18 protein-coding genes are annotated in these 23,157 nt (G+C 55.3%); 11 read left to right on the forward strand and 7 right to left on the reverse strand.

The features are described 5' to 3' along the window. Window positions 1-432: 432 nt before the first annotated feature. From FHW71_RS18575 to FHW71_RS18590, 4 genes are all read left to right on the forward strand, one after another. On the forward strand, window positions 433-1,329 hold the full coding sequence (locus tag FHW71_RS18575) for an ABC transporter substrate-binding protein (protein ID WP_179452759.1): 897 nt from the start codon (window positions 433-435) through the stop codon (window positions 1,327-1,329). Continuing rightward, window positions 1,326-2,249 carry an amino acid ABC transporter permease gene (locus tag FHW71_RS18580; RefSeq protein ID WP_008110207.1) on the forward strand — a complete coding sequence of 308 codons (924 nt, stop codon included), beginning with the start codon at window positions 1,326-1,328 and terminating at the stop codon, window positions 2,247-2,249. The genes FHW71_RS18575 and FHW71_RS18580 overlap by 4 nt, the downstream gene beginning before the upstream one ends. Further along, on the forward strand, window positions 2,242-3,003 hold the full coding sequence (locus tag FHW71_RS18585; protein ID WP_061719602.1) for an amino acid ABC transporter ATP-binding protein: 762 nt from the start codon (window positions 2,242-2,244) through the stop codon (window positions 3,001-3,003). The genes FHW71_RS18580 and FHW71_RS18585 overlap by 8 nt, the downstream gene beginning before the upstream one ends. Before the next feature lie 124 nt (window positions 3,004-3,127). Beyond that, on the forward strand, window positions 3,128-5,416 hold the full coding sequence (locus FHW71_RS18590) for a molybdopterin-dependent oxidoreductase (RefSeq protein WP_179452758.1): 2,289 nt from the start codon (window positions 3,128-3,130) through the stop codon (window positions 5,414-5,416). A gap of 80 nt (window positions 5,417-5,496) precedes the next feature. Here FHW71_RS18590 and FHW71_RS18595 read toward each other — a convergent pair whose 3' ends face one another. Continuing rightward, window positions 5,497-9,207 carry an FAD-dependent oxidoreductase gene (locus FHW71_RS18595; RefSeq protein WP_179452757.1) on the reverse strand — a complete coding sequence of 1,237 codons (3,711 nt, stop codon included), beginning with the start codon at window positions 9,205-9,207 and terminating at the stop codon, window positions 5,497-5,499. A gap of 379 nt (window positions 9,208-9,586) precedes the next feature. On the opposite strand from FHW71_RS18595, the gene FHW71_RS24075 reads away from it, so the two are divergent. Beyond that, window positions 9,587-9,709: a hypothetical protein gene (locus tag FHW71_RS24075; protein ID WP_255421536.1), complete on the forward strand. Its 123-nt coding sequence runs from the start codon at window positions 9,587-9,589 to the stop codon at window positions 9,707-9,709. Between the two features lie 114 nt (window positions 9,710-9,823). Further along, a complete protein-coding gene (locus tag FHW71_RS18600) occupies window positions 9,824-10,048 on the forward strand; it encodes a hypothetical protein (protein ID WP_008103158.1) in 225 nt (74 codons plus the stop codon). Here FHW71_RS18600 and FHW71_RS18605 read toward each other — a convergent pair. Genes FHW71_RS18605 through FHW71_RS18615 form a run of 3 tightly spaced genes read right to left on the reverse strand, consistent with a single transcriptional unit; the run spans window position 10,045 to window position 13,042 of the window. Continuing rightward, the gene (locus FHW71_RS18605; RefSeq protein WP_179452756.1) at window positions 10,045-11,358 is read right to left on the reverse strand and encodes an MmgE/PrpD family protein; all 1,314 of its coding nucleotides are present in this window, start codon (window positions 11,356-11,358) and stop codon (window positions 10,045-10,047) included. The genes FHW71_RS18600 and FHW71_RS18605 overlap by 4 nt on opposite strands. Further along, entirely contained in the window at window positions 11,358-12,500 is a 1,143-nt protein-coding gene (locus FHW71_RS18610) for an amidohydrolase (RefSeq protein WP_179452755.1), read from the reverse strand. Before FHW71_RS18610 ends, FHW71_RS18605 begins: the two co-directional genes overlap by 1 nt. Then, on the reverse strand, window positions 12,497-13,042 hold the full coding sequence (locus tag FHW71_RS18615; RefSeq protein ID WP_179452754.1) for a GNAT family N-acetyltransferase: 546 nt from the start codon (window positions 13,040-13,042) through the stop codon (window positions 12,497-12,499). Before FHW71_RS18615 ends, FHW71_RS18610 begins: the two co-directional genes overlap by 4 nt. Window positions 13,043-13,329: 287 nt before the next feature. On the opposite strand from FHW71_RS18615, the gene FHW71_RS18620 reads away from it, so the two are divergent. The 4 genes from FHW71_RS18620 to FHW71_RS18635 all read left to right on the forward strand — a co-directional run bounded on the left by FHW71_RS18620 (window position 13,330) and on the right by FHW71_RS18635 (window position 17,952). Then, entirely contained in the window at window positions 13,330-14,400 is a 1,071-nt protein-coding gene (locus FHW71_RS18620) for an iron-containing alcohol dehydrogenase family protein (protein ID WP_179452753.1), read from the forward strand. Window positions 14,401-14,433: 33 nt separating this feature from the next. Beyond that, on the forward strand, window positions 14,434-15,735 hold the full coding sequence (locus FHW71_RS18625) for an LLM class flavin-dependent oxidoreductase (protein ID WP_179452752.1): 1,302 nt from the start codon (window positions 14,434-14,436) through the stop codon (window positions 15,733-15,735). A gap of 18 nt (window positions 15,736-15,753) precedes the next feature. Beyond that, entirely contained in the window at window positions 15,754-16,953 is a 1,200-nt protein-coding gene (locus FHW71_RS18630; RefSeq protein WP_179452751.1) for an aminotransferase class I/II-fold pyridoxal phosphate-dependent enzyme, read from the forward strand. Between the two features lie 138 nt (window positions 16,954-17,091). Further along, the gene (locus FHW71_RS18635; protein ID WP_179452750.1) at window positions 17,092-17,952 is read left to right on the forward strand and encodes a 5'-methylthioadenosine/S-adenosylhomocysteine nucleosidase; all 861 of its coding nucleotides are present in this window, start codon (window positions 17,092-17,094) and stop codon (window positions 17,950-17,952) included. Between the two features lie 64 nt (window positions 17,953-18,016). On the opposite strand, the gene FHW71_RS18640 is transcribed toward FHW71_RS18635, so the two are convergent. Then, window positions 18,017-18,418: an H-NS family nucleoid-associated regulatory protein gene (locus FHW71_RS18640; RefSeq protein ID WP_008109487.1), complete on the reverse strand. Its 402-nt coding sequence runs from the start codon at window positions 18,416-18,418 to the stop codon at window positions 18,017-18,019. Window positions 18,419-18,957: 539 nt separating this feature from the next. Here FHW71_RS18640 and fhuE point away from each other — a divergent pair. Continuing rightward, complete coding sequence (gene fhuE, locus FHW71_RS18645) at window positions 18,958-21,156, forward strand: ferric-rhodotorulic acid/ferric-coprogen receptor FhuE (protein WP_154194419.1); 2,199 nt, start codon at window positions 18,958-18,960, stop codon at window positions 21,154-21,156. Window positions 21,157-21,271: 115 nt separating this feature from the next. Here fhuE and FHW71_RS18650 read toward each other — a convergent pair whose 3' ends face one another. Together FHW71_RS18650 and FHW71_RS18655 are read right to left on the reverse strand one after the other, a co-directional pair. After that, window positions 21,272-22,390, reverse strand: a complete 1,119-nt coding sequence (locus FHW71_RS18650; protein WP_179452749.1) for a M20 family metallopeptidase — start codon at window positions 22,388-22,390, stop codon at window positions 21,272-21,274. Then, a complete protein-coding gene (locus FHW71_RS18655) occupies window positions 22,390-23,145 on the reverse strand; it encodes a glutamine amidotransferase (protein ID WP_179452748.1) in 756 nt (251 codons plus the stop codon). Before FHW71_RS18655 ends, FHW71_RS18650 begins: the two co-directional genes overlap by 1 nt. Between the last annotated feature and the right edge of the window lie 12 nt (window positions 23,146-23,157).

Consider the following 23,157-nt stretch of genomic DNA (forward strand, 5'->3'; position numbering starts at 1 on the left):
CAAGCCTGACAATACAAACCTTTACAAAGGATTTTCCATTGCGGGTATGAGTTGTGGGGGAAGGGAACTCCTCAGGTGCTTAGATGAATCCGTTATGAGTAAGAAGAAATGTATCAATGAATATTGGATAAGCAGGCTATTGATTCACTAGCAAATTCTGAATTCTGCTAATACTTCCATGCCAAATCTGGTGCGGAAATCCCGCCTCGCAACCGTGCTTGCGGCTATTGCCATATTTCGGCAATAGATATGTTTTTTTCGCATTTGTGATCGCCGTATATCTTCAAACACAATGTCTCCGGGACGTAATGAGGATGACAATTCCTTCCACCGCACGCCGTTCGCGCGAGGTGAGTCAGGAGAAAAAACCATCGCTACCTCAACGCCTTTTCCCTGTGGGGAAACTTTTTATAAATCAGGAGAAAGGTTCCAGTGAAATTCGCCAAAGGCATGACTATTCTTGCGCTCGCGCTGAGTGCACACACCGCGTTCGCCGCCGATGAATCCGTCCCAACTGACAGCTCAATCCACGTGCAGGCCGATCCCGCGCTGAAAAGTTTGCTGCCGGCGGATGTGGTGAAACGTGGCTACATTATTGCCGGAACCAACCCCAACACGCCGCCAACCACCTTCTATAAAGAAGACAACAAAACGTTGGCCGGTCGTGAAATCGATATCATGAATGCCGTGGGCGAGCGTCTGGGAATTCAGGTTCAGTGGCGCGACACCGGCGGTTTCGACAACATCATTCCCGGCCTGAAAACCGGTCGTTACGATGTTGCGCTTTCTAACATCAACGCCACGCCAGCGCGTGCCAAAATCATCGACTTCGTCGGTTACTACGATGCCAGCCGCCTCGGCATTATCTCGCGTAAAGATGCCAACATCGCACCATTCAAAGAACTGGCCGACGTATGCGGTAAAGAAGTCGGTGCCGGTTCTGGTACCACGCAAGTTACGCGCCTTGAAGACGCCAGCAAAGCCTGTGAAGCGGCGGGTAAAAAACCAATCAAAGTCTCCGTCTTCCCGGATCGTCCAGCTGGCGTGCAGGCGGTGGTGAGCGGTCGCGTGCCAATGTTCCTCGGCCCGTATGAAGGTTTGCTGTGGCAGGTGAAAGTGATCAAACCGCTGACCATGAGCGGCGAAATCACCGTACACGATGCGCCAGTCTCCGTTGCGTTCCCGAAAGATTCTGCGCTGGAGCCCGCCGTACAGGCCGCGCTGAACTCGCTGATCAAAGATGGCAGCTACAACAAGATCCTCGACAACTGGGGCATCGGCTTTGGCGCTGTTAAAGAAGCCAAACGCAACCAGGAAATCTTTCAATGAGTGATTTTCACGACCACACCGGCGATTTGAAAATCGTCGGCAAACGTTACTACGGACGCTGGCTGAGTGCGCTGGTGGTGCTGTTGTGCGTGGTGGCGATGGCGAACTCGATGATTAACAATCCACGCTTCGAATGGAGCGTGATTGCGGAGAACTTTACCGGCGAATCGATTCTGCAAGGCGTATTAATGACGCTGCAGCTCACCGCGATCTCTGTGGTGCTGGGTTTTGCTTTTGGTACGGTGCTGGCGCTGATGCGCCTCTCCTCCAATCCAGTGCTGGTGGGCGTGAGCTGGTTTTATACCTGGTTCTTCCGTGGTGTGCCGATGCTAGTGCAACTGTTCCTGTGGTACAACATCGCGGCGCTTTATCCCACTATCGCCTTGTCGATTCCTGGCCTCGGCGAACTCTGGAGCACGCAATCTAACGCGTTAGTCAGCCCATTCAGTGCGGCGGTGATCGCGCTGGTGATGCATCAATCCGCTTATGCCGCTGAAATTGTGCGTGCCGGTATCCAGAGCGTCGGCAACGGCCAACTGGAAGCCGCGCGTGCGCTTGGCTATCGTCCTTCACAGATTTTCCGTCACACCGTGCTGCCGCAGGCGATGCGCGCCATCATGCCGCCAGCGGGTAACGAAATCATTGGTCAGCTGAAAACCACGGCGGTGGTGTCCGTGATCTCGCTGCAGGACGTGCTGTTCTCGGCGCAGATTATTTACCAGCGCACCTATGAAGTGATTCCGCTGCTGCTGGTGGCAACCTTGTGGTATCTGCTGATGACCTCGGTGTTGTCAGTCGGTCAGTTCTATGTGGAACGCTATTTTGGTCGTGGCGTCACGCGCCGGGAAAAACGCAGTTTGCTGAAATCGCTGCCAGGTTTCTCAGCGGCGAAAGCAGAAAGGAGCGTCAGCAATGGGTGAAGCGATCGCATTACGTAAAGTCACCAAGCGCTTCTCTGGCGTCACCATTCTGGATGAAGTGAATCTGGATATTCCGGCCGGTTCAGTCACGGTGATCCTTGGGCCGTCAGGTTCCGGGAAATCCACGCTGCTGCGCTGCATCAACCATCTGGAAAAACTGGATGGCGGCACCATTCGCATCGGCGGCGAGATCATCGGCTATAAGCAGAAAGGCCAGGCGCTGCACGAATTAAGCAGCGGTGAAGTTGCGCGTCAGCGTGCCGAAATCGGTATGGTGTTCCAGCAGTTCAACCTGTTCCCGCACCGCACCGTGTTGCAAAACATTGTGGATGCGCCGATGCGCGTGAAGAAGCAGAGCCGTCAGCAAGCGACCAGCAAAGCGCTTTCGCTGCTGAAGCAGGTGGGTTTGTCAGGCCGCGAAGAAGAGTGGCCGCAGAATCTCTCTGGCGGACAGCAGCAGCGCGTGGCAATTGCCCGTGCGCTGGCGATGGATCCCGGCGTGATGCTGTTTGATGAACCGACTTCGGCGCTCGATCCTGAACTGGTTGGTGAAGTGCTGCAGGTGATTAAACAGCTGGCGCACTCCGGCATCACCATGGTGGTGGTAACGCACGAGATTGGTTTTGCGCGCGAGGTAGCCGACAACATTGTGTTTATGGAAAGCGGCAAAATCGTGGCGGCGGGGCCAACCCAGCAAGTGCTCGACGACCCGGAAAACGGGCGCGTAAGAAACTTTATTGCAACGGTGCTTTAGGCACCGTTTTTCTTTTTTAACACCCGGAAGATGTAGTGCTTCAGCAATGCGCGCAGGTCTGTTGTAGGGTCGCCATTGATGGCGACCTGGATGCGTTGAGCTGACAAGCATGAAGGAAAAAACAATGACGCAAAAACCGGTAATGCACAGCGCCCATTGGGGCGCTTTTCATGCCCAGCAACAGGGCGAACAGCTCACCATCGAACCGTTCAGGGGCGATCCCGATCCCAGCCCGCTGCTGCAAAATTTCCGCACTGCGTTAAACCATCCGGCGCGCGTTTCCCGCCCGATGGTGCGTCGTGGCTGGCTGGAGAACGGGCCGGGCCCGGACGATCGTCGTGGCAACGATGAGTACGTCGCGGTGAGCTGGGACGACGCTTACGCGCTGGTGACGCGCGAACTGCAACGCGTCGGCGACACTTATGGCCCGGAAGGCATCTTCGGCGGCTCTTACGGATGGTCAAGCGCCGGCCGCTTCCACCACGCGCAAAGTCAGGTGCATCGCTTCCTCAACACCACGCTCGGCGGCTATGTGCGTTCGGTCAACAGCTACAGCTCCGGCTCAGCATCGGTATTGCTGCCGCACATCGTCGGCGATATGACTGAAATTGCGCGCCGCGGCGTCAGTTGGGAAGAGATCGCCCAGCACAGCGAAATCGTGTTGGCTTTTGGCGGTTTAGCATTGAAAAACTCGCAGGTCGCCAGCGGCGGCTTGAGCGAACACACCGAACGCGGCTTTATGCAGCAGGCGGCGCAGCGCGGCACGCGCTTTATCTCGGTCAGCCCGCTGAAAAGCGATCTGCCGGAAGAAGCGCAGGGCGAATGGCTGGCACTGCGACCAGGCACCGATGCGGCCTTTATTCTCGGCGTGTTATCGGTGTTGATCGCCGAACAGCTGACCGATGAGGCTTTCCTCGCGCGTTACACCGTGGGCTGGCCAGAAATGGCGGCCTACATTCGTGGCGAAGAAGACGGCACGCCGCGCGATGCGGCGTGGGCAGCAGAAATTTGCGGCGTCAGCGCGGATTTCATCAGTGATTTCGCCCGTCAGCTGCACGGCAAACGCGTGCTGGTGACGGTGGCGCATGCCTTGCAGCGCGCCGAAAACGGCGAACAGCCGGTGTGGCTGGGATTGGTGCTGGCGGCCGCGCTCGGTCAGCCGGGTTTGCCGGGCGGCGGCTACACCTATGCGCTTGGCGCGTTGGGTCATTACGGCAAGCATCACAATCTGGAGAGTTTCCCGGCGCTGCCGCAGGGCAAGAACGGCATCGATCGCCTGATTCCGGTAGCGCGTATCGCCGATATGCTGCTCAATCCCGGCAAGCAATTTGACTACAATGGCCGCCGCTTAACCTATCCACACATCCGTCTGGCGTATTGGGCGGGCGGCAATCCGTTCCACCACCATCAGGATCTCGCGCGCCTGCGTCAGGCTTTCTGCCAGCTGGATACGCTGATCGTGCATGAAATCGCCTGGACCGCCAGCGCACGCCATGCCGATATTGTCTTGCCCGCCACCATGACGCTGGAGCGTGAAGATATTGGCGGTGCGCCTACCGATCGCCACTTGTTTGCCATGCAGCCGGTGGCGCAACCGTTCGGCGAAGCCAAAGATGATTACGCGATTTTCACCGAGTTGGCGCGCCGTTTAGGCCGGGAAGAAGCCTTCACCGAAGGACGCGATACGCGCGGCTGGTTGCAGCATCATTACACTCAGCTGCAACTGAAGCTGGCGGCGCATCAGGTGGAGATCCCCGACTTCGATAAGTTCTGGCAACAAGGCGTGCTGGAGTTACCGCAGCTGAAAGATGGCGGCCGCATGATCAACGCGTTTCGTGCCGATCCAGAAGCGTCGCCGTTGCCGACGCCGAGCGGGAAAATCGAAATTTTCTCCGCCACCATTGCCAGCTTTAATTATGAAAACTGTCCGGGTCATCCGGTATGGCGCGAGCCACAGCAGCAACCGAATGCCGATCATCCGTTTTGGCTGATTGCCAATCAGCCAGCGACGCGCTTGCACAGCCAGCTCGACTTCGGTGATTACAGCCTGAGCGGCAAACGTGATGGCCGCGAAGTGTGCAGTTTACATCCGGCTGATGCGGCGGCGTCGGGTATTAGCGATGGCGATATTATCGAGCTCTACAATGCGCGCGGCCACGTACTTGCCAGTGCGCGATTGACCGAAACCATCATGCGCGGCGTAGTCCAGTTGCCGACCGGTGCCTGGTACGATCCGGTCGATCCTACCGCGCTGCGTCCGCTGTGCCGTCACGGTAACCCCAACGTGTTGACACTGGATATCGGCACCTCGTCATTGGCACAAGGCTGCAGCGGGCAAATCACTGTGGTGCAGGTGCGTAAATATCGCGGCGAAGTGACGCCGGTACAGGCGTTTAATCCGCCAGGTTCATAATAATTTTCGGCGGGGAAATGTGAAAAGGTCGCCATGAATGGCGACCCTACGGTTTTAAGCAGAATTTTGCGCACCGTTAATTACGCCGTGGTTTTCCGGTTTTGCGTCAAATCTTTCACCGTTTCCGCCGCACGTTTTCCGGCGAGAAACGCGTGGTCCGAATTGTAATATTCCCACTCGCTGTAGCGTCCGGAAAGATGGATGCCTTGCGTCGCCAGCCAGCTGCGAATCAGCGTGACGTTGGCGGTGCGTTGATGGTCGTACACCACATAGGCGTACGGCATATCCACTTCACTGGCGGTCACGATTTCATCATCGGCATTGATGATGCCGACCCGAATACAATCCGCGATGCAGCGTTCAATCAAGGCGTCACCTTCGCAAGGCAGCGGCTGATCGTCGCGATAGGTCATTTCGCAGGTCAGGCCGAAACCGCCTGCGGGACTACAATGCGGGCTGGCGTTGCCTTGCAAAAAGATGCGATGGAACAGCGTGTTGCCAGGGTAATAAATCCAGTGCTTATCGCTAATATTTGCACGGCCAATGCCCAGATTGACGCAGCGCACCGAGATATGGCGTAGCTGCTGTGCCGCTTTTTGCACCGCCTCCGGGGCAAAGTTGCCCATCAATCGCACTAGATCAGGCAGCGGCAAGGTACTGATCATCTGGTCATAATGGAACTGTCGACCATCACGCAACAGCACGCGTCGTTGCAGCGGCTGAATCTCGCTAACGTCCGCTTCCATCTCCAGCGTGCAATTCAGATGGGGCAGAAATCCTTCCATTAGCGCCTGAAAACCGCCGCGCAGCGGATAGCCAAAGCGTGCGTTGGGACCGACCGGTTTATCCAGCGGCGCCAGTGCGCCGGAGATGATCTGCTCCAAATCCGGCAGTGGCACGCGTCCACCGAGCCATGAAGTTTCCATATTCACCAGCGGGGTTTTCCACAATTTCTGGTTATATGGCAGGGCGAAATGCCGGGCGATGCCTTTGCCCCAGGTACGGAAAATAAAGCTCTCAAAATCTTCGCTCTCCGGCTGACAGGCATGGCTTTCCCCATCCGGGATAGCGCCATCAGCGCAGCAGTCGCGACGCGCTTCGGTGGCGACTGCCTGCAAAGCGGGAGGCGACGCATAGCGCGCTTCAATCGCACCCAACACGCATTCGCCAATCACCTCGGCGGGCAAACCGTGCAGCGCCGACTGGAACGGATAACGGGTGTAAACATCATGGCTGTAAACCCAGGCTTCGCGCGTTTGCCAGTGCTGATTGTCGCCCAGCAGGATGTCGTACAGGCGCAATACGTAAGGATCGTTGGAAAACATGATGTGGCCAGCGTGATCGAAGGTGAAACCCTGATCCTCGACCGAACGGCACCAGCCGCCCACGCTGGCATTTTTCTCCAGCACCACCGCGCCCGCGCCGTAGTGATAACCGGCACTCAATCCGGTTGGCCCGGCACCGAGAATCAAGCACTCAACGGTATTATGCGCCTGCGCGGATGGACGGGAGGCGGTCACGTCAGGATGGGAAATCGGGCGTTTCGTCAGTGCAACGATATGCGCCTGCATCTCCTCGACGGTACGATCCCATGAGGTTTCCGCTACTCGTGCTGCCATGTTTTTCGCCAGCTGATAGCGGCTTTCCAGCGGCATGTTGAGCGCGGCTTCGCAGGCCTGAATAAAGCTCTGATGTGAATCGGCTATGCTCACCACCTCAGCGTAATGGCGCGCCACATCGGCAATCGCGGTGCTCACGATCGGCAACTGCGCCGCCATGTACTCCAGCACTTTGGTCGGGCTGATAAAACGCGTCGATTGATTGAGCGCGAACGGCATCAGGCACAGATCCCAGCCGGCGAGAAAGTGCGGCAAGGCGGCATACGGTTGCTGACCGAACCAATGCAGATTGCTGCGCTGCGGCAGGCTGGCGGCATCAATTTTCACCACCGGACCAACCATCACAATCTGCCAGTCGGGATGCGCATCTGCCAGCGCGGCAATCAGCGTCAAATCGAGGCGTTCATCAATCACGCCGTAATAGCCGAGGCGCGGCTTTGGAAGGTTTTCCTGCAGCGGATGGCTATTAGTGCGGTCCAGCGCCTGTTCAAAATGTCCCGCATCTACGCTGCTTGGGCAGCAGTAAACATTCGCATGGCGATGTTGCTTCGCTTCATAAAGACTGGTGCCGCCGGTGAACACCAAATCGGCGCGGCTCAACAGCGCCGATTCACGCTGCTGCAGCTGACGCGGTGCCTGGTTGAAAGCGGAAAGCTCATCCATGCAGTCATAAATAATGGCACTCGGGGTAAAGCAAGCCAGCAGCGGCAGCGCCATCGGGGTGTAAAACCACACTAGCGGCGTTTCATCGTCATCCAGCAGTTCGGCCAGTAGCGGTTGCAGCACAGCGATTTGGCTGTCATGGAAACCTGGCGCGGCCACATCGGTATGCGGCTCGATCACCGTCACATTGGGTGCTGGCTGATAGTGACGTAACGCGGCTTCACCGCGCTGATAAATCGGCTCTTCGATAAACACAATGCGGTGGAACTGGGCGAGGCGCGACAACAGATGCTGTGGACGTTGAAAGACAAATCCCCAACGTAAATGACTGAATACCACTAATACGGATTGTTTCATGACGCTTTCCTTTGGCCTGCTGTTTGGGATGATAAGTCTCTGAAAACGGGCTAATACTCGTTGTGATTGCTGTAATGACGTGGCATAAACCGGGTTCAGCAGACGCTTTTTGTGAGGATCGACATCCCACAATCCGCTGCGTGGCCAGTCTTCGAGATCTTCCCAAAGCGGGCGATCGATAATGGGGTAGAGGCAGATGCCGCGAATATCACAGCCGTTGAGCTGGGCTTGCGCGACATCGGCGGTCACTTGTGCAAGCCAGGCGGCGCGTCCGCTGCCGACGTGGCTGGTTTCCGCCAGCAAAATGGGCCGCTGATAACGCTCGGTTAACTGCGCCAGCAGCGGATGCAGCGGCACGCGGCGCGCATCGCCCAGATGCCACTCCAGCCGACAGCCGGATCCGGTGAGCCACTGATTGCCGTGGTAATAATTGGCGCCAACCACATCGAGATAGTGCGGCTTGCCGCCGAGTTCCGGTTCACGCAAACCGGCAATCATGTCCCACGCCTGATATTGCGAAGCGTTGATATCGCGGGTGCGCTGTCGACACGCATCGCTGTCTTCATCCGGCACCACATGAATAATCGGGTCGCAGTGCAGGAAACGCGCCCGAGGATCGGCGCTGCGAATGGCAGCGCAACCCGCCAGCGTGGCGCGAATTAATTGACGCTTAATCTCATCGGGATCGCTGTGTGCATTATTGCCAAACAACCCGACAGAAATTCCCCATGCCATAAACGAGATTTCATTCATCGGCGAATAAATCGGTGCCTCTTCATAATATTCAGCGAGAAATAGCGCCATGCGCTGACAAAAAACGGCGAAGCGCGGCACAAATTCGCTGGAAAATAAGGTTAAGTCGTCCGGCCAGCCGTAATGGCAAAAGGTCCAGTTAATTTGCATGCCAAATGAGCGCGCTGAATTCATGCGTTTTTTTAAACTTTCGAGCGTGGCTTGCGGTTCCATTTCCGCCAGTCGCCAGCCAATACTTTCGCGGGCGGAGGTAATGCCAAACTGCTGCAGCGCGGCGTAATCGTTATGGTATTGCGTTAAATGGTCGGTCTGCGCATTCATTGAAAGCCGTTCGCCGAAGGGATTGATATGATCCGCTCCCTCATAACCGGCTTGCCAAAAGCTGGAAAATGGCGGCATGGTGTTCCCCCGGAATAAAATTCAGGAAAGTGAAATAAATAAAAGAAGTTAACTGCTTTGTTTATGGGGCGCGCATGAATGCGCGCCTTACGGAAATAGCACGAATCTCGTAGGGTCGCCATTAATGGCGACCGAGGAAAGTAGCTATTGAATCTAATTAAAATTATAACCACGCTTTAGCTTAACGCAAATCACTGAGATGAAAAGAATATAAGCCAAGCGTTGATTTTCCTTATATAAGTGAAGCGGCATGAGAGGTTGAATAATTAATTACTTCACTATTTCTTACGCTTAACTCACATAATGAAAAGAAGGGCGATTATTAATTTATTTCGTCACTACACTTTAATTAACCCACTTCGGGTTTACGGAGGTACCTATGTCAGAACGTCCAGATGATGATGTAATTCCACTGCCAGGTGATGATGAAACATTACCCGACGAAGATGATGATTTACCCCGCGATACTGAATTCCCTGAAGATCAGCAACCTAAAATCTGAAAATGGGTCGAGCCGCCGCTGGCGGCTCACTATTTAGAGTGCACTCTGCTGTAATTCCCCCATAATACCTCTCCAGGATTCATTTATTTTTTTAACACTTAAGGGAGAGATACGATGGTCAACGACTATTTCACACAGCCAGCGATTGGCGTAACGGTTGAGCAACATAAGCGCACCGTTGCGGTTGCGGCGGCATTAGCGGTGGCAAAAGAGTCAGTTAGCGCCTCAACCTCTGCCAGCGGATCAAAGGCATCGTGGGATTTGCAGGCGGTTGCCAATGAGATCGCAAATCTGGCCGATGCCATTCAGGATGCGCTGGAGCCGGTCGAAACGCTCTAACCCAGCAACTGAGTTAATTGCGCCAGATGCGCGCTGTTAGCCAGCTCGCTGCTGTTCAGCAGTTGTTGCTGGCGTTGCGGGGATTCCTGCTGCAGTGCAGCACGCAGCTTACCTGCCACATCCACCGCATCGGCCAGCGATTGCTGACGTGTGCGGTGATGCTGCAACTGCGAGCCATCGCGTAGCGTAATCGTCACCAGATGAAAACGCAGCGCCGGGTTAATCGCATCCGGTGGCGCATTTTCATCTGGCATACGAAGTACTTTGGCCGCCAGCGGCATCACTTCCTGATTCAAGTCGCCTTCGGCAAAATCCTGCAAGCGCAAATCGCCATAAATCAGCATCGCGGCGATGACGTATTCCAGACTGAAACGCGCTTCAATGCCGTTGGTTGGTTCGCGCACCGATGCCGCAATATCGCCGCCCGGCGGAAACGCCACGCTAATCTCGCTAATGCTTTCCAGCAAACTTTCCCGTGATTTACCGCTCGCCAGCCATTCATTGCGCAAGATGCGCGTGGCTTCGGCGGCGCTGTGCGTACCGGCGCAGGTGGGGAAGGGTTTGAACTCCAGTCCAGGCGTAACGATACGCCACGGCTGCGCCCAGTTCTCAATCAGCTTTTCCGGCTGCGTCTGGCCGTTGCTGGTGGCGGAGATGAATGCCTCAATTACGCCATCCTGCTTGCCATCAAAACCCGCCAGCGTCAGTTGTGCGGCGGTCACCGCGCGTTCAGCTGCAAACCCGGCGTGCAGCGGCTTCACCGCCGAACCAAACTGTGCGCGTAAACCGCTGGCCTGCGTGGTGGCGATGCCGAGCAGCGTTGCCGTGGCAGAGACATCTAAAGCCAGCAACCGCGCCAGCGCGGCGGCGGCGGCAACCGTGCCGAGCGTCGCGGTATTGTGATTACCTAAGGCGTAATGCTGCTGGCTGACGGCGAGACCTAAACGTCCGGCGACTTCGACGCCAATCGCGTAGGCATCAAGAAAATGATCCAGCTCAGAAGGCTGCACCTGCTGCCAGGCAAACAGCGCGGGCAGAATCACCACGCTGGGATGCCCGCGAAAATCCGCATGAAAATCATCGTAATCCAGCGCGTGGCTGGCATAACCGAGCAGCAGCGCGTGAGATCGCGCACTGCCGTCACCATATACGCTGCGCAGCGCCGGTAAACCGCTATCCGGCACCTGGCCTTGCAATACCGGCCAGCTTACGGCGAGGAAATCACGCACGCCTTGGCGCGCCGCAGCACGTGCAACGTCATCAGGTTGGCTGTGAACAATGCGCTCAGCCAGCGCGGCAGTCAGGTTCATCAGCTCACGCTCTTCAGAGCCGCGACTGCCAGATTGGCGAGATAGCGCGACGTCGGCAGTAGCACATCATCATTAATGCGGAACGCCGGATGGTGCAGCGCATAAGGCTCGCCGGTGCCAATCATCATAAACGCGCCTGGCAGCTGTTGCTGATAGAACGCGAAGTCTTCGCCGATCGGGCTGGCTTCCACCACGCGCGCCTCAAAGCCGCTGGCGCTGGCCTGCTGCAAGGCAAAATCGGCCCAGTGCGCGTCATTCACCACCGAAGGCGGGCCTGCATGCCAGTTGAACTTCACCTCGGCGGCAAAGGCAGCGCCGATACCTTGCACGATCTCACGGAAGCGCTGCTCCAGACGTTCACGCGTTTCCTGCGAGAAGGAGCGCACCGTGCCTTCCAGCCAGGCGCTATCAGGAATCACGTTCCAGGTGCTGCCGCTGTGAATCTGGGTGATCGAGACCACCGCATTATCACCGGATGGCGCATTGCGGCTAATCAGCGTTTGCGCCGCCGAGACAATTTGCGCGGCAATCACGATCGGATCGTTGCCCTGATGCGGTTTGGCGGCGTGGCTACCAATGCCGGTGATGCTGATGTCAAAGCGATCAACCGCTGCGGTTAACGGACCGGCTTTGCTGCCAATCACGCCTGGCGGCAGCGACGGATCGTTGTGGATGCCGAAAATAGCCACCGCGTCATCCAGCGCACCGGTAGCGATCACATCGGGCGCGCCCTGGCCGGTCTCTTCCGCAGCCTGGAACAGAATGCGCACGCGACCTGGCAGCGTATCTTCTTGCTGTTTAAGCAAAATCGCTGCACCCAGCGCCGCCGAACTGTGGAAGTCGTGGCCGCAGGCGTGCATCACGCCGGGACGTTCAGAACGGAAGCTCACATCTGACTGCTCTTCAATCGGCAATGCATCGATATCAGAACGTAGCACCATCAGCGGCCCGTTTTCACGGCCTATTTCAGCGACTAAACCGGTTTTGAGCGGCAGATCCAGCACGCGAATCTGGTGTTGCTCTAATTGCTGACGAATACGTGCGGTGGTTTCAAACTCTTGATTGGAGAGCTCGGGAAAACGGTGCAGTTCGTGGCGGAAAGCGATCAGCTCTTCGCCTAAGGTGTCGAGTGATTGGCTCATGCTGTTACTCCTTGTTGCGCCGCCTGGCGTGTTAACCACGCATCGTGGGCGGCTTCATCCAGTACTTTCTTCATATATTGCGTGATGTGGCCTTTGCCGAGATCGGTGGTGTGCATCAGCTGGAAACCGCGTTTTTTGTACATCTCGATCAGCCATGGATGGCTGGTGGCGGTGCCGAGCGACACCGCAGGCGCGCGTAATTGGCCTAGCAGAATCTCCTGCTCGAGGCGATCCTGCACCTGACGGCCATATTGCTTGCCGGGATAATCGGGATGCGCGCCAAACCAGCCGATGTGCGGCAGGCCAAACGGGCCGGGCAGCGGTCCCCACGGATAACGTACGGTAACGGATGAGACCATCACCTCATCGGCATACAGGGCATAAACACCGTGGTTTTGCAGATGACGCAACGTTTTGGCAAGGTCGGCGGTAGCAGCATCAAACTTGATGCCGAGCGCCAGCGTAGGCGCATACGCGGCATGCATCAGCGCCTGATAGGTTTCCACCTCGTCTTCTCTGACCTGACGAAATTCAAGTGACATAGACATCCCCGGAAAAATATGCGTTTTTGTAGGGTCGCCATTTATGGTGACCTTACAGGCGTCCATATAAAAGAGAGCAGATTACCAGCAAAGCCATTCCCCGCTATATGTGAAAAATAACTAAGCTAATGCGAATTTGTGAAAATGAAATCGCCGCTTTTGCATTGCTTAAATCGTTATTTACCGTAGTATGCAGAAAATACATAGCGCTATAACTATTCTGTATTAACCCTCTGAATTATCTTAATTTAATCCGTTATAGCCTTATTCTTAATCAGGGTGACGCCGTGTTAGCGATCAAATCTCCGCGTGCATATGCACATGAATCCGGTTTGCGTGCGCGCGCCGGTGAATTTATCAAACCTTACGCTTCCCATATTCGCATCTTTACTTCTCCTCGCGCCTGGCAGGCGGTAAATCCGGAATTAACTCAGAGCCTTGAAGCCAATGCTATTCGCTGGGAAATAGAGTATCTGACCGGTGAATGCACCGATGCCGCGATTGAAACCCTGAAGAAAAATGTCGAACAGCAGGGCGCTGAACTGCTGTTTGCGGTCGGCGGCGGACGCGTGCTGGATGCGGCGAAAGCGGTTGGCAGCCAACTGCCCGACCTCAAAGTAATCAACTTCGCCACGGTTGCGGCGACCTGCGCGGCCTGGTCGCCGGTGGCGATTGTTTACAATGAGCAGGGCGGCCATGTGCGCAGCCAGCCGCTGGGTAAAATGCCGGATTTGGTGCTGGTGGATAGCGAGATTATCGCGCGCAGCGATGTGCGCTATCTGAAGGCCGGCATCGTTGATGCGCTGGCAAAATATTACGAGTTCTACCCTTACCAGCGTAACAATCCCAACGATCTGGCGCTGGATCTCAAAGTAATGACCGCCAAACGCGCATTGGATCTCTATCGCGATCTGGGTGCAGCGGCGGTTGCCGCTAACGAACAGCAGATTGTCACGCCGGAACTGGTGAAAATCATCGATGCCAATATCGTGTTGGCCGGATTAGCCAACAGCGTGCGCGATGTGCTGCCCACGCCGGGTTTTGCCCACGCCATCCACAATCGTCTGACGCATCAGCCGGAGCTGCATAAATGGCTGCACGGCGAAAAAGTAGGTTACAGCCTGCTGGTGCAATCGCTGATTGAGCATAACGGCGTGCCGGATGCCGATCTGCTGGCGCTGCTGCGTGAGTACGACATGCCGCTGACCTTGGCGCCGTTAACTGGCGACCGCGCGGCGACGATCCGCACCATCGCAGAACAAATCAAATTCCCGGCGGCTAGCGCCGAACGTCTGGCATTCCGCATCTCTGCTGATGCGCTGGAACAGGCGCTGCTGGCGACCGAGAACACGTTTTAAATCGCACCACTTTTTATTGACCAGGACAAAATAATGGCTAACTCACAACAACAACGCCGCATCCGTTTAGGCCTTTTCGTGCAGCCGGTAGGACAACATGTCAGCGGCTGGCGACTGACGGAAAAGCTCGGCGATCCGACCGATATTGACTGGCTGATCACCATCGCCAAAAAAGCCGAAGCCGGTAAATTCGATCTGTTCTTCGTTGGCGATGCGCTGGCCACCAGCATGTATCGCCTGCCATCGACCATGGCGCGCCTTGAGCCGCTGACCATGCTGTCGGCGCTGGCGGTCAACACCAAACGCATCGGTCTGGCGGCCACCGCGTCCACCACCTTCAGCGACCCGTTCACCATGGCACGCAGCTTCTCTTCGCTGGACCATATCAGCCGTGGTCGTGCCGCGTGGAACGTGGTGACCTCGTTCTCCGCCGATGTGGCACGCAACTTTAGCCGCAACGACATGCCGAACCACGCCGAGCGTTATGCGCGTGCGCGTGAATTCCTCGAAGTAGCGGAAAAACTGTGGGCCGGCTGGGAAGAGGGCGCGGTGCAGCCGAATAAAGAGACCGGCGCGTACTTTGTTGATGACAAAATCCAGCCGATTAACCACCAGGGCGAGCACTTCCAGGTGCAAGGTCCACTGAACATCACCCGCTCACCGCAAGGTCGTCCGGTGATCATCGAAGCCGGTTCGTCCGCCGATGGCCAGAAACTGGCGGCGGAAACCGCAGAAGTGATCTTCACCGCTGCGGCCAGCCTCGAAGAAGCGCAAACCTTCTACCGTTCGCAGAAAGATCAGGTGATTGCCGCCGGTCGTAATCCGGATCACGTGGTGATTATGCCGGGCGTGATGCCAATTGTTGGCCGCACACGTGAAGAAGCCAAAGCGCTGTGGAAAGAGCTCAACACGCTGGTGGATATCGAAAACGGTCTGCGTCAGCTGTCGCTGCGTTTCAGCATGGATCTCAGCCAGTTCCCGCTGGATGGTCCGGTGCCAGAAGTGCCGCTGGGCGAAGGTAACCAGAGCCGCGTCAAACTGATGACCGACATGGCGAAGCGCGAAAATCTGACGCTGCGCGAGCTGGCGGCAGTGGCGGCCGGTTCACGCGGACATCGCGTTATTGTCGGTACCGCTGAAGATATCGCCGATGATTTCGAGCTGTGGCTGAACGAGGGCGGCGCGGATGGCTTCAACATCATGCCAGCGATTATGTCCGAGCAGCTGGATCTGTTTGTTGAACTGGTGATCCCGGAACTGCGCCGTCGCGGCCTGTTCCGTGATGATTACGAGTTCAGCACGCTGCGTGAAAACCTCGGCTTGCCGGTGGCGTAAACAATTCAGGAGCTCAACATGGTCACCTTATCCAAGCGTGTGCAGTCCGTGTCGCTCTCTGCCAATGCTGCGGCACGTCAATTGACGCGCCAGCTAAAAGAGCAGGGCGTCGATATTCTCGATCTCACCACCGGTGAGCCAGATTTTGATACGCCACAGCACATTCGTCAGGCGGCGGTGGCGGCGATGGAAGCCGGTGAAACGCGTTACACGCCAACCAACGGCACCACGCCGCTGCGCAAAGCGGTGGTAGCCAAGCTGAAGAATGAAAACCAACTCGATTATGAGCTGGGGCAAATCTGCATCGCTAACGGCGCCAAGCAGATTATCTTCAACGCCTTTGCTGCCACGCTGAATGAGGGCGATGAGGTGATTGTGCCGGTGCCGTACTGGCCGACCTTCCCGGATAGCGTACGTTTCAACGGCGGCGAAGCGGTGCTGCTTGAGTGTCCGCTTGAGCAGGAATACAAGTTGCAGCCGCAGCAGCTGGCGCAGGCAATCACCAGCAAAACCCGCTGGCTGGTGCTGAACAATCCCGGCAATCCTTCCGGCATGGTGTACAGCGCTGATGAGCTGACCGAGCTGGCGACGGTGCTACGCGATCATCCTGATGTGCTGATTATGTTGGATGAACTCTACGAACATATTCTGTTTGATGGCCGTGAACACGTCAGCCTGCTGCACGTCGCGCCGGATTTAGCCGAGCGCATTCTGCTGGTGGGCGGCGTGTCGAAAACCTACGCCATGACCGGCTGGCGCATTGGCTTTGGTGCCGGGCCAAAAGCCTTGATCGATGCGATGGTGGTGGTGCAGTCGCAAAACAGTTCCGGTGCCAGCGCGATAAGCCAGGCTGCGGCGGTGGCGGCGTATAACGGTGGACTCGACTTCCTGCCGCCGCAACGCACGGCTTATCAGGATCGCCGCGATGCGATTATGACGTTCTTAAAGCCGGTGCAGGAAATTGACGTGCTCAATCCAGATGGCGCATTCTTTATTTTCTGCCGCTGCGCCGGTTTATTGGGCAAAACGCGTCCCGATGGCCAGAAGATCGAAAGCGAGCAAGATGTGATGAATTATCTGCTGGAGAGCGGTGTATCGGGCGTGGCGGGCAGTGCGTACGGCTTATCGCCTTATTTCCGCTTATCAATTGCCACTGATATTGCAACGGTGCGTGAAGCGGGCCGCAGAATTGCGCAGGCCTGTGCGGCATTAAGCTAATTCCTGCTAGATTCGCCAGATAATTCTTAGGTTTTATCTGGCGTCTTATCGCAATAACTTCCAGAGTAAATTAACAACTTTCCAACACGCCCTTCATCCCGCATAATGAGTTTTTTCATTATTTCCGGTTATTATTTCATGTCTAAATTATCTTTGAATCTCAATACCGCTTTGATTAGCGGCCTGGCTATTTTCGCGCCGCTGCAAGTCATGGCAAATACAGAAACTTCTCAGGCACCGATCATTATTCAGGGCGCGATGCCGGTTGAAGCCGAGCATTTCGCCGCCAAACTGGAAAACGCTAAAGAGCGCCAGATTGGCGAATGGCGTTTCTGGCAGGGCACGGTTGACGGTTATCCGGTGATTGTTTCTGAAACGCTGAAAGGCATGTCAAATGTCGCGGCGGCAACCTCGATTGCAGCAGTGGAATTCAAACCGAAAGCCATCATTAATCAGGGCACTGCAGGCGGTCACGATCCGGCATTACATGTCTATGACATCGTCGTGGGCAAATATTCGGTCAACCTCGGCGCGTTTAAAACGCCACATAAGCTGCAAGGTACGGGCAGTAATTCCGTTGAGTGGAAACCGATGGATTTGATGGCCTCAAAAGGCAGCGCGGGTGAAGATAAAAATGCCCACAGCATTCGTCAGTTTGCCGCCGATGCGCAGCTGATGAAAGCGGCCGAGCAGGCGATGCCGGCTTATACCAAAGGCAAAGTGGTTGAAGGCGTGATTGGATCGGCTGATGTGTGGAACAGCGAATTGGACCGTATTCGCTTCTTCCATGAGAACTTCAACACCTCCGTTGAGGAGATGGAAACCGCGTCGGCTGCGCAGATCTCATCGCTGTTTAATATCCCGTTTATCGGTATTCGTGTGTTATCTAACAACATCACCAATGACGGTAAGTATGATGCGCAAACCGGTATCGCTTGCCAGGATTATGTCTACGACGTTTTAAAAGCGTATATCAAACAGATTAACGCTCAGAAGTAATAAGTAGAAAACGCAGCACTTGTGCTGCGTTTTTTTGTTCACACTTGGTAATGCATGCTGCCGATTAAATCAGGAAATCATCCATTGAACCGCCAGCTTCCAGTGCGGCTTTAATCGGTGAAGGCGTGCGGCCCTGGCCGGTCCACAATTTCTCGTTACCCTGTTCGTCGATGAACTTATACTTGGCAGGACGCGGGGCGCGTTTCGACTTAGGTTTATTTTCCTGAGTATTTAATTGCGCCAGGTCACTAATATCAATGCCGTCTTTCAACAACATCTCTTTATACAGCGCCAGTTTTTCTTCTTTTTCGCGCTGGGCTGCAGTTTCTGCTTCCGCTTCTTCACGGCGTTCTGCGACTACCACGGCGAATTTTTCCAGCATCTCTTCTAATGCTGCGACCTCAATATTACGTGCTTCGGCACGCAGCGTGCGAAGATTGTTCAATGCGTTAAGTGCATCGCTCATGAATAAATCCTTATTACTTATTTGACTGGTGTAAAGGGGAGCATTCTACGAGATTTTTTGCCAAATTAAAATAATCTGTCGTAGACAGAATTGTCCGGAAAATATTCGGATGATCAGATATTTCTTTATATTGGCTGAGGTTTATCCAATCCTTTTGGCTTATTCACGTAATATTTTTGAGTAATGGGAATAATAGTTGCTGCATTATTCAGCGTTTTAATGCGTTGTATGTGAAGGTCGCCATGAATGGCGACCCTACAAATCGTATGTGTGCTGGAATCTGTTCAATTTCACATATTTGACGAAAATCCTTGCATGAACCTTCCTGAAAATAACGCTTATCAACTATTACTCGTTGAAGAATAAGGCGTTTCACCAAGTGTAAAAGTGTCAGTAAACCGGTAACAATTTCTTGCATTGTAAACCTTAATGCGTATATTTCTCATTTGCTTTCTTAACGGCTTCCTTACTGTCGTTCCTCTTTCAGACGTCAGCAGCGGTGCCCCAAAAAAATAACGAAAAGTTGATTGAGGAATTGTATGTCTTTCGAAGATTTGCGCGTCAGGAAACCCGGCAATGCGCCTCAGCGCGCGTTGCGTCTCTCTTTACTGGCTATGATGGTTGCGTCGGGTATCGCGCAGGCAGCAGAGACCACCAACACCGAACAGACGCTGAACGTTGATGCCAGCGCTAATGCCGATCAGCAACAGCAGGCGGCACAGGATTACAGCGTACCGGTGACGCGTGCCGGGACCAAAATGGCGCTCACCGCGCGCGATATTCCGCAATCGGTTTCGATCGTCAGCAAACAGCGTATGGAAGACCAGCAGCTGCAATCGCTGAACGATGTGCTGGCAAACACCACCGGCATTCACGGCGTCTCGGGCGATATGGATCGTACCAACTACTATTCGCGCGGTTTCCTGATCGACAACTATATGACCGATGGCATCCCCACCGCCTTCGCCTCACGCTGGAACCTTGGCGATGCGCAGAGCGATATGGCGCTGTATGAGCGCGTTGAAGTGGTGCGCGGTGCTACCGGCTTGCTGACTGGCCCAGGCAACCCATCTGCTTCGATCAACATGGTGCGTAAACACGCTGATAGCAAAGAGTTCACCGGCAGCGTTTCAGCCAGCTATGGCAGCTGGAACAAACAGCGTTATGTTGCCGATCTCTCTGCGCCGCTGTCCGCCGAAGGTAACGTGCGTGGTCGCCTGGTGGCGGGTTATGAAGATAGAAACAGCTTCATCGAACGCTACGGCGCAGATAAAAAATTCGTCTATGGCGTGGTTGATGCCGACCTGACTGACTCCACCAAATTATCCGTTGGCTATGAGTTCTCGCAGGTGAATACCGATTCAACCATGTGGGGCGGTTCGCCGCGCTGGTATACCGACGGTTCACAAGTCAAGCTTCGTCGTGGTTACAACACCGCGCCAGATTGGGCTTACAACAACAAAGAAAACAAAAAAGTCTTTGTTAACCTGCAGCAGAACTTTGATAACGGCTGGAACGTCACGCTTAACGGCACGCACAATGAAATGTTCCTCGACAGTAAGCAGCTGTATATCGATGGCTATATCAATAAAGACACCGGCATTGCGGTCAATCAGTATCCGGCGTTTTATAACTATGACGCGGTTGGCGGCACAGGCTACAACACCGGCAAGCGTAAAGTGGATGCGGTGGATGCCTTCGCCAGCGGTCCTTACGAGATGTTTGGCCGTCAGCATGAGCTGATGTTCGGCGTGAATTACAGCCGTCAGGATAATAAATATTATAGCGCCTGGACCAACATCTCCCCGGCACAGCTGGGCAACTTCTATGATTACAACGGTAATTTCCCGGAATCCGACTGGAACCCACGTGAACCGGCTTCGGATACGCAACTGGTGCGTCAGAAATCTGCCTATCTGGCAACGCGCATCTCGCTGGCCGATCCACTGCATGTGATTCTGGGCGCGCGCTACACCAACTGGAATCGTCAGACGCTGACCGAAGAGATGGAGAAGAACAACATCACGCCTTACGGTGGTGTGATTTGGGACTTCTATGACAACTGGTCAGCCTATGCCAGTTACACATCGGTATTCCAGCCACAGGATTATCAGGATGCGTCTGGAGCCTTCCTGGCGCCGGTGATTGGCAAGAACTATGAAGCGGGTGTGAAATCAGATTGGTTTAATAGCCGCCTGACCACGTCTATTTCTGTGTTCCGCACCGAACTGGATAACGTCGGCGAAGCGACCGGTGAGACGATCAATAATATTACCGTCTACGAAGGTAAAAATGGCGTTGTCAGCCGTGGCGTAGAGTTCGAAGTGAATGGTGCGCTGACCGATAACTGGCAGATGACCTTTGGTGGCACCAGCTACGTAGCAGAAGATCGCGAAGGTGAGAATTACAATTCTCAGCTGCCGCGCACCTCGTTCAACTTGTTTACCAGCTATCGTTTGCCAATGCTGGATGAGCTGACCCTTGGCGGTGGCGTAACCTGGCAGTCGAAGACTTACACCGATATTACCGGTCCGGAAGGCAATGGCACCTGGCGCGCACGTCAGGGCAGCTACTCGCTGGTTGATCTGTTCGCACGTTACGATGTCACTAAAAATGTCTCGCTGCAGGCCAACATCAACAACCTGTTCGACAAAGAGTATGACTCCAACGTCGGTAGCGGCGGCATCGTTTACGGCGAGCCACGTAACTTCTCAGTCTCGGCGACTTATCGTTTCTGATGAAAATGCTGGGTGCGCGTAATGCGCATCCAGCATTTTCAGCGGTCGCCATGAATGGCGACCCTACACGCGATTGTCGAGATTTTCGTAGGGTCGCCATTTATGGCGACCTTTGCTAAACCTTCATCCACTCCGCAATAATCTGCCCATACAACTGCTCGGCTTCACCCAGCTTACTCACCAGACAATACTCATCGGTTTGATGTGCCATCGTCGGTTCGCCCGGACCTAAAATAATGCACGGCGGATGGCCCAGCGCCGGCAGCAGCAACGAGGCATCGGTAAAGTACGGCACCACGCGCGCCTCTAATGGCTGCTCAAAAAACGCCTGACAATGATGATAAACCGACTGAATCCACCGATTCTCTTCGGAACTCAATACCGCAGGCAGATCAACCAAGGTAGTAACGTGCACCTCTTCGCCCAGCAATTCGCCTAACTGCTGGCGAATGGTGGCGTGTTGCAGGTTTGGCGCGCTGCGGATATCGACATCAAATGCCGTGCGATCCGGTACCGAATTAATATTCAGGCCACCCTGAATTCGCCCAACGTTCAGCGTCGGTTGCTTCATTAAAGGATGCGGCGCGCCGGGCGAGAAGTGGCGGATTTTGCCTAACGCGTCGGCGGCAAGATAAATGGCGTTAATGCCCAGCTCTGGCATCGCGCCGTGCGCGGTTTTCCCGCGCGTCTCGCAGCGCAGCCACAGAGCGCCTTTGTGACCAATCACCGGATAATTTGCTGTTGGTTCGCCAACGATCAGCGCCCCAATTTCCGGTAACCTGCCGGCTGCAATCAGCGCCTGCGCGCCATCGCAGCCGGTCTCTTCACCGCCGGTAATCAACATCACCACGCCGCGCCCGGCGAGAATCGCCTGCTGTTGCTCGATGCAGGCGAGGGCAAAAGCGGCTATGGCCGCTTTCATGTCACTCGAACCGCGCCCATAAAGCCGATCATCTGCCACTTCTGAACCAAAAGGATCGTGCTGCCACGGCTGGTTACCAAGCGGCACGGTATCGAGATGGCCGGTAAACGCCAGCGGTTTACCCGGCGCGCTGCCGCGCATTTGCGCCACCAGATTGCTGCGACCTTCGCCAAACGAAGAGAGCTGCACCTCAAAACCCTGCTCGCTGAGCCATGCGGCAAAAAACGCCATACAGGCGGCTTCGTTGCCCGGCGGATTAATGGTGTCGAAGCCGAGCAACCGCTGCGCGAGGGCCAGTGACGCGGGCTGCATCAGGCGCGCTCCGTCAGCCAGTCGAAGCAGTTAATCCACAACTGGCGATAGCCGGACCATTGGGTAAACTCTTCCGGCAGCCAGTGCGCCGACATATCGCTGGTCCACACCAGCGAACGGCCTTGCTGATATTCCCGTACCGCTAATAAAGGATGCGATGTCCCGGCGACGGTCGCCAGCAGCGTACCTTCGGGCTGCATCTCCACTTCGTTGTAACCGAGCATCCACGGCCATTCGCCGGAGATGTTTTCGAACAGCGCGTGCGATTGTGTCTTTTCTAGCGTGGAACCTTCCGGCGTTTCAATGCGGTCATCCCAGGCGAGGCAGCGCACCGGCAACACTTTTTCCACCAGCGTATTACGGAAGCGCGCGCCGCCATTGATGCCCTGAAAACTGAAGTAACCGCCAATCATCATCAGGCTGCCGCCTGCGGCAACGTAATCGTGGATTAATGCCAGTCGATTAGCAGTGCGACGGCTTTTCAGCCAGGTATCGGGATGCAGCAGCAGCGTATTGGCACCGATATCCGACAGGATAATCACATCCCATTTTTGCAGCCCTTCCAGCGTCAGTGGGAAATCCGTGGCGGCAGCATGCGCAGGCATGTGGGTAATGGCGTACTCGCTATCTTTCAGCGCCGCGATAAAATCGCTGGCACCGCTGTGCCAGGTGGCGGTCGAGAACTGGTCAAAGCCTTTAATGTGGTTCGAGGTGCTGGTCCAGGATTCGCCCACCAGCAAGACTTGTTTCTGCATGATATTTTCCCT

It is taken from the genome of Enterobacter sp. Sphag1F, from assembly GCF_014193275.1.
GTDB lineage: Bacteria > Pseudomonadota > Gammaproteobacteria > Enterobacterales > Enterobacteriaceae > Pantoea > Pantoea symbiotica.